General features: G+C 71.4%; 14 protein-coding genes. 6 read left to right on the top strand and 8 right to left on the bottom strand.

The features are described from left to right. The first annotated feature begins 127 nt into the window (after positions 1–127). On the top strand, positions 128–367 hold the full coding sequence (locus QIS99_RS25905; RefSeq protein WP_282516064.1) for a DUF397 domain-containing protein: 240 nt from the start codon (positions 128–130) through the stop codon (positions 365–367). Positions 368–523: 156 nt separating this feature from the next. Here the strand turns inward: QIS99_RS25905 and QIS99_RS25900 are convergent, their stop codons facing one another. Beyond that, positions 524–1,027: an ATP-binding protein gene (locus tag QIS99_RS25900; protein ID WP_282516063.1), complete on the bottom strand. Its 504-nt coding sequence runs from the start codon at positions 1,025–1,027 to the stop codon at positions 524–526. A 296-nt stretch (positions 1,028–1,323) separates the two neighbouring features. Here QIS99_RS25900 and QIS99_RS25895 point away from each other — a divergent pair, with 296 nt between their 5' ends. Both QIS99_RS25895 and QIS99_RS25890 read left to right on the top strand, forming a co-directional pair. Then, positions 1,324–2,217 carry a helix-turn-helix domain-containing protein gene (locus QIS99_RS25895; RefSeq protein ID WP_282516062.1) on the top strand — a complete coding sequence of 298 codons (894 nt, stop codon included), beginning with the start codon at positions 1,324–1,326 and terminating at the stop codon, positions 2,215–2,217. A gap of 153 nt (positions 2,218–2,370) precedes the next feature. Further along, complete coding sequence (locus tag QIS99_RS25890) at positions 2,371–3,828, top strand: aldehyde dehydrogenase family protein (protein WP_282516061.1); 1,458 nt, start codon at positions 2,371–2,373, stop codon at positions 3,826–3,828. Positions 3,829–3,850: 22 nt separating this feature from the next. Here QIS99_RS25890 and QIS99_RS25885 read toward each other — a convergent pair whose 3' ends face one another. From QIS99_RS25885 to QIS99_RS25855, 7 genes are all read right to left on the bottom strand, one after another. Continuing rightward, positions 3,851–4,492: a PadR family transcriptional regulator gene (locus tag QIS99_RS25885; protein ID WP_282516060.1), complete on the bottom strand. Its 642-nt coding sequence runs from the start codon at positions 4,490–4,492 to the stop codon at positions 3,851–3,853. A 116-nt stretch (positions 4,493–4,608) separates the two neighbouring features. Then, the gene (locus QIS99_RS25880; protein WP_282516059.1) at positions 4,609–5,151 is read right to left on the bottom strand and encodes a DinB family protein; all 543 of its coding nucleotides are present in this window, start codon (positions 5,149–5,151) and stop codon (positions 4,609–4,611) included. 214 nt (positions 5,152–5,365) lie between these two features. Then, complete coding sequence (locus QIS99_RS25875) at positions 5,366–6,790, bottom strand: HAMP domain-containing sensor histidine kinase (protein WP_282516058.1); 1,425 nt, start codon at positions 6,788–6,790, stop codon at positions 5,366–5,368. Further along, positions 6,787–7,518, bottom strand: a complete 732-nt coding sequence (locus QIS99_RS25870; protein WP_282516057.1) for a response regulator transcription factor — start codon at positions 7,516–7,518, stop codon at positions 6,787–6,789. The genes QIS99_RS25875 and QIS99_RS25870 overlap by 4 nt, the downstream gene beginning before the upstream one ends. Before the next feature lie 107 nt (positions 7,519–7,625). Further along, positions 7,626–8,606, bottom strand: a complete 981-nt coding sequence (locus QIS99_RS25865) for a S1C family serine protease (RefSeq protein ID WP_282516056.1) — start codon at positions 8,604–8,606, stop codon at positions 7,626–7,628. A 139-nt stretch (positions 8,607–8,745) separates the two neighbouring features. After that, positions 8,746–9,768, bottom strand: coding sequence for a LacI family DNA-binding transcriptional regulator (locus tag QIS99_RS25860; protein ID WP_282516055.1), 1,023 nt, complete (start codon positions 9,766–9,768; stop codon positions 8,746–8,748). A gap of 23 nt (positions 9,769–9,791) precedes the next feature. Further along, positions 9,792–10,628 carry a response regulator transcription factor gene (locus QIS99_RS25855; protein WP_282516054.1) on the bottom strand — a complete coding sequence of 279 codons (837 nt, stop codon included), beginning with the start codon at positions 10,626–10,628 and terminating at the stop codon, positions 9,792–9,794. Between the two features lie 283 nt (positions 10,629–10,911). Here QIS99_RS25855 and QIS99_RS25850 point away from each other — a divergent pair, with 283 nt between their 5' ends. The 3 genes from QIS99_RS25850 to QIS99_RS25840 form a co-directional block, all read left to right on the top strand. Then, positions 10,912–11,817: an alpha/beta hydrolase gene (locus QIS99_RS25850; RefSeq protein WP_282516052.1), complete on the top strand. Its 906-nt coding sequence runs from the start codon at positions 10,912–10,914 to the stop codon at positions 11,815–11,817. Between the two features lie 39 nt (positions 11,818–11,856). Continuing rightward, complete coding sequence (locus QIS99_RS25845; protein WP_282516051.1) at positions 11,857–12,111, top strand: MoaD/ThiS family protein; 255 nt, start codon at positions 11,857–11,859, stop codon at positions 12,109–12,111. Then, the coding region (locus QIS99_RS25840) for a hypothetical protein (protein ID WP_282516050.1) at positions 12,047–13,230 on the top strand (1,184 nt) is incomplete at its 3' end. The genes QIS99_RS25845 and QIS99_RS25840, both read left to right, overlap by 65 nt.

Here is a 13,230-nt window from a genome sequence, read left to right as displayed (position 1 = left end):
GCTGTAACCAGGCAAACACCGCGCGTGCACGTGCATCTGCCCATGCATCCGCATGTGAACAGGGTTATGATCCGGGGCAGTTGACGGCTCGACCGACACGAGTCACGGCACCACCGGGGAGCGACCTGTGCACCACGTGTACAACGGCATGGCGGCCACGGAGCTTGACGGTGTGGCCTGGCAGAAGAGCATGCACAGCAATTCGCAGGGCTCCTGCGTGGAGTTTGCGAAGCTCGCCGACGGCAGTGTGGCGGTACGCAACTCACGCCACCCCGAAGGCCCGGCCCTGGTCTATACGCGCGCCGAGATAGAGGCGATGCTCCTGGGCGTCAAGGACGGGGAGTTCGACCACCTGATAGCGGGCTGATCCGCCCGGAACGGAACCGAACGGAACCGGACGGAACCGGACGGAACCAGACGGGAGCCGGACGGCGTAGTGCCGCCCGGAGCGGCGCCGGGCGAGGTGGCGCCGGGCGAAGCGGCGCCAGGCGAAGTGGCGCCGGGCGAAGTGGCGCCGGGTGGATCAGCGCTCGTCCGGCGCCAGCCGGAACAGCGCCCACACCACCTTGCCGCCCCGCGTGCCCGACAGCGGATGCCACCCCCAGCTGTCCGCGAACGACTCCACCAGGAAGAGCCCACGCCCCGACTCGGCGGAGAAGTCCGAGAGCTCGGCGTCGTCCCGCGCGACGGGGGACTCGGCGCTGGGGTCGCGTACCGCGCACACGAGACGGGACGTCCAGCGCATCAGGTGCAGCCGGACCGGAGAGGCCGCCTCGCGCGGGGTGTCGGCGGGCAGGCCGTGCCGCAGCGCGTTGGTGACGAGTTCCGAGACGATCAGCGCGACGTCGTCGAAGCGCTCGTCGAGCGACCAGTCGCCCAGCGTGCGCCGGGTGAACTGCCGGGCCGCGCGCACCGCTTCGTAGCGGGCCGGCAGCGCGCAGGACGCCGCGTTCGACACCGCTGAGCGGTCGATGGGGGGAAGCCCCTGCCGTAACGGCTCGACCATGGTCGATCCATTCGTCCCCATGCGAGGCACTCCCCGGTTTCGCGGCCAGTCAGCCAGTAGCGATGTTGCGGTGGTGCGCGGGGCCCATCGTTCCGAATGCGCAGGGCGGATGCAAGGGCAGATGCACGTGCACGCGCCGGAGTTGGACGTTCCCGTACCGGTTCTGGGTCATTTCTTCTTGCGTCCGGTTTTGAAGCTGTTCCGTGAGAGGCCTGTTTCTGTAATCGATCGAGTACGGGGCGGAGCGTTTTAATGGCAGACTGCGGCCTCTGGCCAGACGTTCGCGAACGACGGGGAGAGTGGGGAGGGTTGTCCACGTGACCGCTGGAGTGTCATGGGGGTCCCCCCAGGCGGGCGAGCCCGGGGGCGGCTCTGTCGTGCGACGCATCCTGCTGGGCTCGCAGCTGCGGCGGCTGCGTGAGGCACGTGGCATCACGCGCGAGCAGGCGGGCTACTCGATCCGGGCGTCCGAATCGAAGATCAGCCGCATGGAGTTGGGGCGGGTGAGCTTCAAGGCCAGGGACGTCGAGGATCTCCTCACGCTCTACGGCGTCTCGGCGGACGCCGAGCGCGGCCCGCTCCTCGACCTCGCCAAGGAAGCCAACGTCGCGGGCTGGTGGCACAGTTACTCCGACGTTCTGCCCGGCTGGTTCCAGACTTATGTCGGTCTGGAGGGAGCGGCTTCGCTGATCCGGGTCTACGAAGTCCAGTTCGTGCACGGCCTGTTGCAGACCGAGGACTACGCCCGCGCGGTCGTCGAGCGCGGCGCCCCGAACCTCGGCAGGGCCGAGACCGAGCGCCGCGTGGCCCTGCGCCTGGAGCGCCAGAAGGTCCTCGTCTCCGAGCGCGCCACCCGCTTCCACTGTGTGCTCGACGAGGCCGCGCTGCGCAGGCCGTACGGCGACCGGGCCGTGATGCGGGGGCAGCTGGAGCATCTGATCGAGGTCTCGCAGCGGCCGAACGTCACCCTCCAGGTCATGCCGTTCAGCTTCGGCGGCCACGCGGGCGAGTCCGGCTCCTTCGCACTGCTCCGCTTCCCGGAGTCCGACCTCTCCGACATCGCATACCTGGAACAGCTCACGAGCGCCCTGTACCTCGACAAGCGTGAAGAGGTCGGTCAGTACGAAAAGGTCATGGAGCGGCTCCAGTCGGACAGCCCGAATCCGGACGAGACCCGGGATCTCCTCCGCGGCCTTCTCCAGCTCTCGTGAGAACGGCCGCCTCAAACTCTCATGAGAAACAGCAGCATCAAACCCTCATGAGAAACAGCCGCCCCAACTGTCGTGAAACACAAGTACGATGACGAGTCATCAGTCGGCAACGACCATGCCGATGACGCACCCGAACCCGCGGTAAGGGGTCGCATGTCCTTCTTCACCGACCTTGGCCGGCAGTACATCGACGGCAAGTGGCGCACCGGCAGCGGTTCGTGGGACATCATCGATTTCAACCCGTACAACGGCGAGAAGCTGGCCGCCGTGACCGTGGCCACCCGCTTCGAGGTCGACGAGGCCTACCGCGCCGCCGAGCGCGAGCAGAAGCCCTGGGCCGCCCGGAGCCCGTACGCGCGCCGGGCCGTCATCGAGCGGGCGCTGCGCCTCACCGAGGAGCGGCAGGGCGAGATCGTCGAGGCGATCATCGACGAGCTCGGCGGCACCCGCATCAAGGCGGAGTACGAGGTCCACCTCGGCAAGGAGTTCCTGCGCGAGGCCGCCGAGCTGGCCGTGCGTCCCGAGGGCCGGATCTTCCCGTCCACCACGGACGGCAAGGAGAACCGGGTGTACCGGCTGCCGGTCGGCGTGGTCGGCGTCATCAGCCCGTTCAACTTCCCGTTCCTCGTCACGCTCAAGTCGGTCGCGCCCGCGCTCGCGCTCGGCAACGGTGTGGTGGTCAAGCCGAACCAGAACACTCCGGTGGTCGGCGGCGGTCTGATCGCGAAGATCTTCGAGGACGCGGGTCTTCCGCCCGGGCTGCTCAACGTCGTCGTGACGGACATCGCCGAGATCGGTGACGCGCTCATAGAGCACCCGGTGCCGAAGGTGATCTCCTTCGCCGGCTCGGACCGGGTGGGTAGGCACGTCGGCGCGGTGACGGCCAGTCACTTCAAGCGGGCGATCCTGGAGTTGAGCGGCAACAGCGCGCTCGTGGTCCTGGAGGACGCGGACGTGGACTACGCCGTGGACGCGGCGGTCTTCAGCCGGTACGTGTACCAGGGCCAGGTCTGCATGGCCGCCAACCGGATCCTGGTGGACCGGGCCGTGGAGGCCGAGTTCACCGCCAAGTTCGTGGCCCGCGTCAAGGCGCTGAAGGCCGGTGACCCGCGCGACCCGGACACCCAGATCGGCCCGGTCATCAACGCCTTCCAGGCCGACGCGCTCACCGGCCTGGTCGACCAGGCCCTGGCCGAGGGCGCCACGGCCCTGGTGCGGGGGCGCACGATCGGCAACCTGGTCGAGCCGACCGTCCTCACGGGCCTGCCCGACGACTCCCCGATCCTGCGCCAGGAGATCTTCGGCCCGGTCGCCCTGCTGGTCCCCTTCGACGGCGAGGACCACGCGGTCCGCCTCGTCAACGACACCCCGTACGGCCTCAGCGGCGCCGTGCACACCGCCGACGTGGAGCGCGGCGTCAGCTTCGCCCGCCGGATCGAGACGGGCATGATCCACGTCAACGACGGCACCGTGCACGACGAGCCGTACGTCGCGTTCGGCGGCGAGAAGCAGTCCGGACTCGGGCGGCTCAACGGCGACTCGACGGTCGACGCGTTCACCACCCAGAAGTGGATCTCCGTGCAGCACGGCCGGAGCCGCTTCCCGCTCTGACCCCCGTGGCGGGTGCGGGAGTTCAGTCCTGGTCGCCGGGATGGTGCTCCCCGGTGGCGTACGGGTTCTCCTGGCCCTCGGCGAGCACGCCCACGAACGGCTCGCCCTCGCCGGAGAAGACGTACGCCCCCTCCTCGATGCGCTGGATCAGGCCGCGCGTCCACTCCGCGCCCGCGTCGGCCGAGTGCACCCAGAAGTTCATGATCTCCCCGATGTGGCCCAGCTGTTCGGGCCCTTCCTCCGGGGTGTAGTACTCGGTGACGGACGTCCGCCACTGCTGCAGCCCCTCGACCCGCTTCTTCAGCAGCTCCACGGCCTCCGCGCGCGGCAGGTCCACGATGAAGCCGATACCGGCGGAGAGCACGTCCAGCTTCTGATCGTACGAGGTGAGCGCCTCGCGCAGCAGCTTCAGGTACTCCTCGGTGCCCTGCTCGGTGATCTCGTACTCGGTGCGCGGCGGGCCGCCCGCGGTGGACGGGGCGATCTCGTGGGCCTTGAGCAGTCCTTGCTTCGCCATCTGCTTCAGGGCGTGGTAGATCGAGCCGGGCTTGGCGTTCGACCACTCGTGCGCGCCCCAGAACTCCAGGTCGTTGCGCACCTGGTAACCGTGCGCGCGGCCGTGCATGCGGACGGCGCCGAGGACCAGGAGCCGGATGACGGACATGGGGGCAGCCCTCCCTCTCGTACGGGTTCGCGACCTGGGTTCGCGACCTGGGTTTCGCGACCTGGTCACGCCCTAATCAACTTTGACTAGGGTACCCCGGAGGGCTGCCCCGCGACTCATGCGGTCCCGCTCTGTGCCTCGTCCACCAGCTCGAAGGCGGTCTTGCCGTCCAGGGACTCGCGGATGATGTCCGCGTGCCCGGCGTGCCGGTCCACCTCGCTGATCAGCCGGAGCAGCAGCCAGCGCAGCGAGACCCGCTCCTTGGGGAACCAGGGGGCGTCCGGGAGCGCGAAGGTCGCGTTCAGGTCGGGTGCGTTCCGGATGAACTCCTCGGTCTCCTTGGCCACTTGGTCCCAGTAGGCGAGCTGCGAGGCGACCGTCTCGTCGCGTACGAGGACGAAGCACTCGTGCCAGTTGGACTCGTCGCGCGACACGGCCGGGTCCTCGCCCTTGGCGCGGGCCACCCAGCCCTGTTCGACCTCGGCCACGTGCTTGATCAGGCCCGCGAGGGAGAGCTCGCTCGCGCTCGGCCGGCTCGACGCCTGCTCGTCGGTCAGTCCGAGCACGGTGCGGCGGATGCCTCCGCGGGCCTCGTCGAGGAAGGCGAGCAGGGCGCCTCGCTCGTCGCCGTGGGCTTCTGCGGGAACGTGCTTGACCATGATTCGGCCGCCTCTCGGTCGTGGTCACCCGGCGGTGCCGGATTGCTTGAGTACGACGTTACGGAGGATTGCGGTCAGGTTCTGTCCGCAATCCGCGAGTCTTGCGTCGGCCTGGACCTTGGCCGTGCGCCGCGGCCGCGGGCATCGCGCTGCGGCGGCCCACGCTCGGCGAGGCGTTCCTGCGGCTGACCGGCGACGATCAGCGGCCCGGACCTCACCTCGCCGTCGTCGGATCCCCCGGCGGCGGCGTCGGCGCACCCGGGAGGCGGATCACCGCCACCGTGCCGGGGCCGTCCTCCGCGCGGCGCAGTGAGACCTCGCCCCCGCAGTGCTGCACCGTGCGCGCCACGATCGAGAGCCCCAGGCCCGAGCCCGGCAGGCTGCGCGCCGAGGGAGATCTCCAGAACCGGTCGAAGACATGCGGGAGTTCCTCCTCGGGTACCCCCGGCCCCCGGTCCCGGACCGTCAGCTCGCCGCGGTCCAGGCGGACGTCGACCCGGCCGGCCGGCGGGCTGAACTTCACCGCGTTGTCGAGGACGTTCACCACGGCTCTCTCCAGCGCCGGCGCCTCCGCCCGTACGTACCAGGGCGCCAGCTCCGCCTCGACGGTCAGCTCGGGGCCGCGAAGCCGGGCCCGGTCGATGGCCGTCCGCACCACCGTGTGCAGCGCCACCACCTGCACCTTCCCCGGGCCGCCGGTCTCGTCCGCTCTGGACAGTTCCTGCAAGTCCCCGATCAGCGCCGCCAGTTCGGTCATCTGGGCCTTCACCGAGGCGAGCAGCGCCCTGCGGTCCTCGGGCGGAATGGCCCGGCCCGTCTCCTCACTCCGGGCGAGCAGCTCGATGTTCGTACGCAGCGAGGTCAGCGGCGTACGCAGCTCGTGGCCCGCGTCCGCGATCAGCTGGGCCTGCAGCTCCTGGGACGACGCGAGCGCCGCCGTCATCGCGTTGAACGAGCGGGACAGACGCGCGATCTCGTCGTCCCCCTCCGCCGGGATGCGGACCGTCAGGTCCTCCGTGCGCGCCACGTGCTCCACCGCGCCGGTCAGCTCGTCCACCGGCCGCAGTCCGGTCCGCGCCACCCACAGCCCCGCCGCCCCGGCCCCGACCACGCCGGCCCCGGCGACCAGGGCGAGGACCAGGGTGAGGTCGCTGAGCGTGGCGTTGACCTCGGTGAGCGGGCGGGCCACGGAGACGGCGCCCTTGTACCCCGCGAGCGGGTAGGTGAGGACGCGGTACTCCGTGCCCGCCTCCGATCTCGTGTTGTGCAGGCTCTTCGGCGAGCGGCCGTCCGCCACCTCGATGTCGCTGCCCGCCACGGCGACGCCCTTGCCGATGAGCGTGCAGGTGACGCCCTGCGGGTTGATGACCTGGATGGACAGCTTGAACGGGTTCACGTCGTCCGGCAGCAACGGCCCCGACGAGCGGCACTGCGCCCCGTCGACCTGCTGCAGCACCCAGCCGCTCGACACCCGGTTCTGCTGCAGGGAGTCGTCCAGGGAGTCGTACAGCGCGCCCCGCACGATGAACCAGCAGGCGGCCGCGCTCGCCGCCACCGCGACCGCCACGGCCGTGGCGACGAGCAGGGCGAGCCGGGACCGCAGGGGCAGGGAACGGAAGCGCCGCACGGCACCGTTCATTCCGCGCCGCCCGACCGCAGGACGTACCCCACCCCGCGCACCGTGTGCACCAGGCGGGGCTCGCCGCCCGCCTCGGTCTTGCGGCGCAGGTACATCACGTACACATCGAGGGAGTTGGAGCTCGGCTCGAAGTCGAATCCCCAGACGGCCTTCAGGATCTGCTCGCGGGTCAGCACCTGGCGGGGGTGCGCCAGGAACATCTCCAGGAGCGTGAACTCCGTACGCGTGAGCTCCACGGGACGCTCGCCGCGCACCACTTCGCGCGTCGCGAGGTTCATCCGCAGGTCGGCGAAGTCCAGGACGTCGGGCTCCGCGCCGCCCTGCGCGCCGAGCAGGGCCGCCGCGTACGAACTGCGGCGAAGCAGCGCGCGGATGCGGGCGAACAGCTCGTCCAGCTCGAAGGGCTTGACCAGGTAGTCGTCGGCACCGGCGTCCAGGCCGGTGACGCGGTCGCCGACCGTGTCCCGGGCCGTGAGCATCAGGATCGGCGTCGTGGAGCCGGTGGCGCGCAGTCTGCGGGCGGCGGTCAGGCCGTCCATGCGGGGCATCTGGATGTCGAGCACGATCAGGTCGGGCTGCGTGGCCGTGGCCTTCTCCACGGCCTCAAGGCCGTCCGCGGCGACGTCCGTCGCGTACCCCTCGAACGCGAGGCTGCGCTGCAGCGCCTCGCGCACGGCGGGCTCGTCGTCGACGATCAGGATGCGCTGCTGGGCGGCTTCGGGGCTCATGTCTCTCGGGTCCTCGGGGCTGGTGCCGGTGTCGTGCGGTCAGCCTCGCACGGAGTCGCGGCACGTGCGTCGGCCTGTGGATAACTCTCCCGCGGCGCCCGCGCAGCTCAGTCCGCCGAGCCGGCGCGCAGCTTCGCCAGGTCGGCCTTGACCGTGTCGATCGGGATGGCGAAGCCGAGGCCGACCGAGCCCGAGCCGGAGCCGCCGCCCGAACTCGGGGCGTACATCGCGGAGTTGATGCCGATGATCTCGCCGTTCATGTCGATCAGGGCGCCCCCGGAGTTCCCCGGGTTGAGCGAGGCGTCGGTCTGCAGGGCCTTGTACGTGGTCTTCGACGAGCCCGTGTCGCCGTTGAACTGCCGCCCCTCGAACTCGAACGGCCAGCGCCCGCCGCCGCCCTGCTGCCCCTGGTCCTGGCCGCCTTCCTTGGACACCGTCACGTCGCGGTCCTTGGCCGAGATGATGCCGCTGGTCACGGTGCCGGTCAGGCCCTCGGGCGAGCCGATCGCGACGACCTGGTCGCCGACGTTCACCTGGTCCGAGTCGCCGAGCGTCGCCGCCTCCAGGCCGGACGCGCCGCGCACCTTGATCAGCGCCAGGTCCTTGTCGGCGTCGGTGCCGACGACGTCGGCGGTGTGCGTCTTCCCGTCGTTGGTGCGCACCTGGACCGTGGCGGCTCCGGAGACGACGTGGTTGTTGGTGACGATCTCGCCGTCGGACGTGATGATCACGCCGGAGCCGGTGGACTCCCCGGAGGGCGTCTCGGCCTGGATCTCCACGATGCTGTCGCTCACCGCGTTCGCGACCCCGCTGACGCTGCCCTTGCCGCCCGCCGCGGCGTTCGTCCCGTTCACGCCGGTGGTCGCGGCGGCCGCGGTCTTCCCCCACAACTCCTGCGCGACGTACGCGGTGCCGCCGCCCACCGCCGCGGCCCCGAGCGCCACGGCGGCGAGCAGCGCGACCGGGCCCTTGGCCCGCCGCCTGCGGCCTCCGGCCGGGGGTGCGGGGGCGTACGGGGGTGGCGGCGGGTAGGCGTGGTGGGTGCCGTACGTGTCGGGGTCGCCGTCGCGACGGAAGCTCTCGGTCATGTCTCCGAGCTTCACCGGCGATCATGAGAACCGTCTGAGTGCGTCCTGAGAAGCCCGACAGAAGGCCGTATGCCCGATGTAAGGCTGCGGGCGCGGGGGCGTTCTTCTCCCCCTCCGCCCCTTCCCCGGGGGCCGGGTCCTAGTCGCAGCCGCAGGACTGGCGGACCACCAGCCGCGAGGGGAACAGCCGCAACCGCTCGCGGCGGGAGCCGCTGACGCGCAGGGAGTCGTCCAGGAGCAGGTCCACCGCGGCCCGCGCCATGGCCGGGCGGTCCGAGGCGACCGTGGTGAGCGGCGGATCGGTGAGCGCCGCCTCCTTCACGTCGTCGAACCCGGCGACGGCCAGCTCGCCCGGCACGTCGATGCGCAGCTCACGCGCGGCGCGCAGCACGCCGATGGCCTGGTCGTCGGTGGCGCAGACGATCGCGGTGGGCCGGTCGGGCGCGGACAGGATCCGCAGCGCGACGTCGTACGCGTCATAGCGGTTGTACGGCGCCTCGAAGAGGCGGCCCTCGGTGGCGATACCGGCCTCGGCCATCGCGCGCCGCCAGCCCTCGATGTGGTCGGCCACCGGGTCGCCGATCGTGGGCGTCGACTCGGTGATGCCCAGGCAGGCGACGTACGCGTGGCCGTGCTCCAGGAGGTGGCGGGTGGTGAGCTGGGCGCCGCCGACGTCGTCCGTGACGACCGCGACGTCCTCGATGGCCTCCGGCCGCCGGTGCAGCAGCACCACGCGCGCGTCCCAGGCGTCGATCTCGGCGGCGGCGTGCTCGCTCGGGCCCTGGCTGACCAGAATCAGCCCGGCGACGCGCATTCCGAGGAAGGCCCGCAGATAGTGCACCTCGCGCTCGTCGAGGTAGTCGGAGTTGCCGACCAGGACCATTTTTCCGCGCTCGGCTGCGGCCTGTTCCACCGCGTGCGCCATCTCGGCGAAGAACGGCTGCCGCGCGTCCGGCACGATCATGCCTATGAGGTCGGTGCGCCGCGAGGCCATCGCCTGGGCTACCCGGTCCGGCCGGTATCCCAGCTCCTTGATCGCGGCGAGCACACGCTCGCGCGTGGCCGGGGCGACCGGCCGGGGTCCGTTGTTGATGACGTAACTGACGACCGCGGTCGACGTCCCCGCCAGTCTTGCCACATCATCTCGCGTCACCTTGGCCACACGCGAAGTCTACGCGGGGAGAGCTAGCGCTTTGCAGGTCGCGTACCGGCTCGGACCGCTTCCGCTGCGCCCGGCCGGGTGACAGATGCCGCAGAAGCCGCATCCTTGCCGCTGCTCCCGGCCGGCTCGGAGCCCTCGGCCTTCGGCCGGGCCTCCTTCGCCTTCTCGGCGTCGGCCTTCCGCTCCACCTTCTCCGGCGTCACGAAGCGGTATCCCACGTTGCGCACGGTGCCGATCAGCGACTCGTACTCGGGCCCGAGCTTGGCGCGAAGCCGTCGCACATGCACGTCCACGGTCCGCGTACCGCCGAAGTAGTCGTAGCCCCAGACCTCCTGGAGCAGCTGCGCGCGCGTGAAGACCCGGCCGGGGTGCTGCGCCAGGTACTTCAGGAGCTCGAACTCCTTGAAGGTGAGGTCGAGCACCCGGCCCTTGAGCTTCGCGCTGTACGTCGCCTCGTCCACGGAGAGATCGCCGTTGCGGATCTCCATGGGGGAGTCGTCGCCGGTGATCTCCGAGCGGCCCATCGCGAGGCGCAGCCGCGCCTCGACCTCGGCCGGTCCCGCGGTGTCCAGGAGGACGTCGTCGATGCCCCAGTCCGCGGTGACGGCCGCGAGGCCGCCCTCGGTCACGACCAGGACCAGCGGGCAGCCGGGCCCGGTGGAGCGAAGGAGCTGGCAGAGGCTGCGCACCTGCGGCAGGTCGCGGCGGCCGTCGATCAGGATGACGTCGGCGCCCGGGGTGTCCACGAGTGCGGGGCCCTCGGCGGGGGCCACGCGCACGTTGTGCAGGAGCAGGCCGAGAGCGGGCAGCACCTCGGCTGAGGGCTGCAGAGCGTTGGTCAGGAGCAGCAGAGAGCTCATCGCGACCCACCTGCCTGGGTCGGTCGTTCTTGGTCGTGCACGGTTTGCTCGCCCATTACGTCGGTTCCTCCTCGGTCCCTGCGCTGGGGGCATCCCCCTCGCCGTGTGCGGCGGTGGGGGAGTTTGCGGCACTGCTTCGTACGCGCACAGCCGGTGGTGCTTCTGCGGTACCCGCGCCCTGGGTTCCGCCGCTCTCCCGGGCCCGTACCGCGCACCGGCCCGAAAGCACGAAAGGACCCGGGGGCTGCGCTGCCCAGGTCCTTCAGCTAGGAGAATAGCCCACATGAGCACCGGATCGGCAGGACGTGTGACGCGAACTACTCCCCGGCGGCCCCGCCGGGCGAGCACGGAACGCGGCGACGCGGGCACGCTCCGTACCACTCTGCGGGCCGCCGACGGCGTCCCCGTGGACGCCCTCTACGAGCCCGGCCACCTGGGTGCGCGGGGCCCGGCGATCGTCCTCGCGCACGGTTTCACCGGCGACCTGGAGCGCCCGCACGTGCGCCGCGCGGCAGCGGTTTTCGCGCAGTACGCGGGTGTGGTGACGTTCACGTTCCGGGGGCACGGGAAGTCGGGCGGCACGTCCACGGTGGGCGACCGCGAGGTGCTCGACCTGGCGGCCGCGGTGGCCTGGGCGCGCAGCCTCGGGCACGCGCGCGTGGTGACGGTCGGGTTCTCGATGGGGGGCTCGGTGGTGCTGCGGCACGCTGCCCTGCACCGGCCGCCGCAGGAAGACGGTACGGGGAGGGGGCGTGCGGAGGCGCACGCCGACGCGGTCGTCGCCGTGAGCGCCCCCGCGCGCTGGTACTACCGGGGTACGGCCCCGATGCGCCGCCTGCACTGGCTGGTCACGCGCCGGTCGGGACGGGTAGTGGGCCGGCACGTGCTGCGCACCCGGATCCACCACCGCGAGTGGGACCCGGTCCCGCTCAGCCCGGCCGGGGCGGTCCCGCTGATCGCGCCGACCCCGCTGCTCATCGTGCACGGCGACCGCGACCCGTACTTCCCGGTCGACCATCCGCGGATGCTCGCCGACGCCGCGGCCGGCTCCGCCGAGCTGTGGCTTGAGCCGGGCATGGGGCACGCGGAGAACGCGGCCGGGGACGAGCTGCTCGCCCGGGTCGCGACCTGGGCCGTCGGCAGGTTTTCCACAGGCGGAACGGGCCGGGGCGCGGAACACGGATACTGAGTCGGTAGTGAGTCGGTAGCAACGAAAGGAGCGCTCGCCATGGCCAACGGCACCATCCGCTACTGGGCGGCCGCCAAGTCCGCCGCCGGCATCGCCGACGAACCGTATGACGCGGTGACCCTCGCCGAGGCGCTGGCAGCCGCCCGCGAACGACACCCCGGCGAACTCGTCCGCGTGCTGCAGCGCTGCTCGTTCCTGGTCGACGGGGACCCGGTGGGCACCCGCGCCCATGAGACGGTGGCGCTTGCCGAGGGCGGCACGGTCGAGGTGCTCCCGCCGTTCGCAGGAGGGTGACCCGCACGCCATGAGTCAGCAGCCGTATGAGCCGTACGAGCAGCACACGTACGACCCGTATCAGCAGCCGCAGCAGTACGAGCAGCAGGCGCAGCAGTACCAGCAGCAGTACCAGCAGCCGTATGAGCAACAACAGCGACTGCATCAGCACCAGCACCAGCACCAGCAACTGCACCAGCACCAGGCGTCGGACGCCGCCGCGGACGCCACGTATCTGTCGCAGGGACAGCAGGCCGCGCCGATCGGTGCCCCGTCGAGTGCTCTGATCCAGCCTCCTGAGTCCCCTGAGTCCCCTGAGTCCCCTGAGTCCCCCGAGTCCCCTGAGACCGGCTCCGGCGTGTCCACCGCCACCAGCGAAGAACCCCGCCTCACCTACGCCCAGCGGGCCCGGCTCGAAGGGCGGTCGCCGATCATCGAGCCCGGCCTGAAGCCCGCCGCGCTCACCGCGGTGCTCGCGCTGCTGCTTGCGGGTGGTGCGGCCCTCGGCCCGTTCGGACTGCTCGTGCCGCTGGTTCTGCTGCAGGCCCTGACGGCGGCCGGCTGGTTCCGGCTGAACGGCATGTGGCCCGCCCGGCAGGGCATCGCGCTCGCCTTCCTCGGCGGGCTCGTCGCCGACGCGCTCGTGCTGATCGCCGGCCGGGAGCACGCGCCCGCGGCCATCGTCGGCACCGGCGGGGTCTGGGTGCTGCTCACGCTCGTGCTGCAGCTGCGCAGCCACGCGGGCGCGGACGAGCGGATGTACGGCCTGATGGCCACGGTCTCCTCGGCCGCGCTCACGATCCTCGCCGGAGGCAGCCTGGCCGCGGCGCCCGAGGCGGTCTCGGTCGGCGCGGCCGCCGTGGCCGTCGCGGTGCTCGCGCGTGCCCTGCCGCTGCCCGGTGCCGCGTCCGTCGTGGTGGCGCTGCTCGCCGCTGCGGGTGCGGGCATCGCCGCGGGCGGGCTGACGGACATCGGCACCTCCGGTGCGCTAGTCGGCGCGGGCGCCGGGGTGTGCGCCCTGGTCGGCCTGCGGGTGGCGAGCTACGACTACCCGTCGCGGTTCGTGCACATGACGGCCGGGGTGGCCCTGCCGCTGACGGCGGCGGTGCCCGCGCTGTACCTCCTGGGCCGGGTCGTGGC

The sequence above is a fragment of the Streptomyces solicavernae genome (assembly GCF_029968095.1).
Classification (GTDB): Bacteria; Actinomycetota; Actinomycetes; order Streptomycetales; family Streptomycetaceae; genus Streptomyces; species Streptomyces solicavernae.
Note: the sequence above shows the minus strand (reverse complement) of the source record. Positions and strands in the feature narration are given on the sequence as shown.

Excerpts from the sequence above, each read along its gene's own strand:
- QIS99_RS25855 (WP_282516054.1), bottom strand. The coding sequence starts at position 10,628 with ATGAGCTCTCTGCTGCTCCTGACCAACGCTCTGCAGCCCTCAGCCGAG.
- QIS99_RS25870 (WP_282516057.1), bottom strand. The coding sequence starts at position 7,518 with ATGAGCCCCGAAGCCGCCCAGCAGCGCATCCTGATCGTCGACGACGAG.
- QIS99_RS25875 (WP_282516058.1), bottom strand. The coding sequence starts at position 6,790 with ATGAACGGTGCCGTGCGGCGCTTCCGTTCCCTGCCCCTGCGGTCCCGG.
- QIS99_RS25900 (WP_282516063.1), bottom strand. The coding sequence starts at position 1,027 with ATGGGGACGAATGGATCGACCATGGTCGAGCCGTTACGGCAGGGGCTT.
- QIS99_RS25890 (WP_282516061.1), top strand. The coding sequence starts at position 2,371 with ATGTCCTTCTTCACCGACCTTGGCCGGCAGTACATCGACGGCAAGTGG.
- QIS99_RS25850 (WP_282516052.1), top strand. The coding sequence starts at position 10,912 with ATGAGCACCGGATCGGCAGGACGTGTGACGCGAACTACTCCCCGGCGG.
- QIS99_RS25865 (WP_282516056.1), bottom strand. The coding sequence starts at position 8,606 with ATGACCGAGAGCTTCCGTCGCGACGGCGACCCCGACACGTACGGCACC.
- QIS99_RS25845 (WP_282516051.1), top strand. The coding sequence starts at position 11,857 with ATGGCCAACGGCACCATCCGCTACTGGGCGGCCGCCAAGTCCGCCGCC.
- QIS99_RS25885 (WP_282516060.1), bottom strand. The coding sequence starts at position 4,492 with ATGTCCGTCATCCGGCTCCTGGTCCTCGGCGCCGTCCGCATGCACGGC.
- QIS99_RS25880 (WP_282516059.1), bottom strand. The coding sequence starts at position 5,151 with ATGGTCAAGCACGTTCCCGCAGAAGCCCACGGCGACGAGCGAGGCGCC.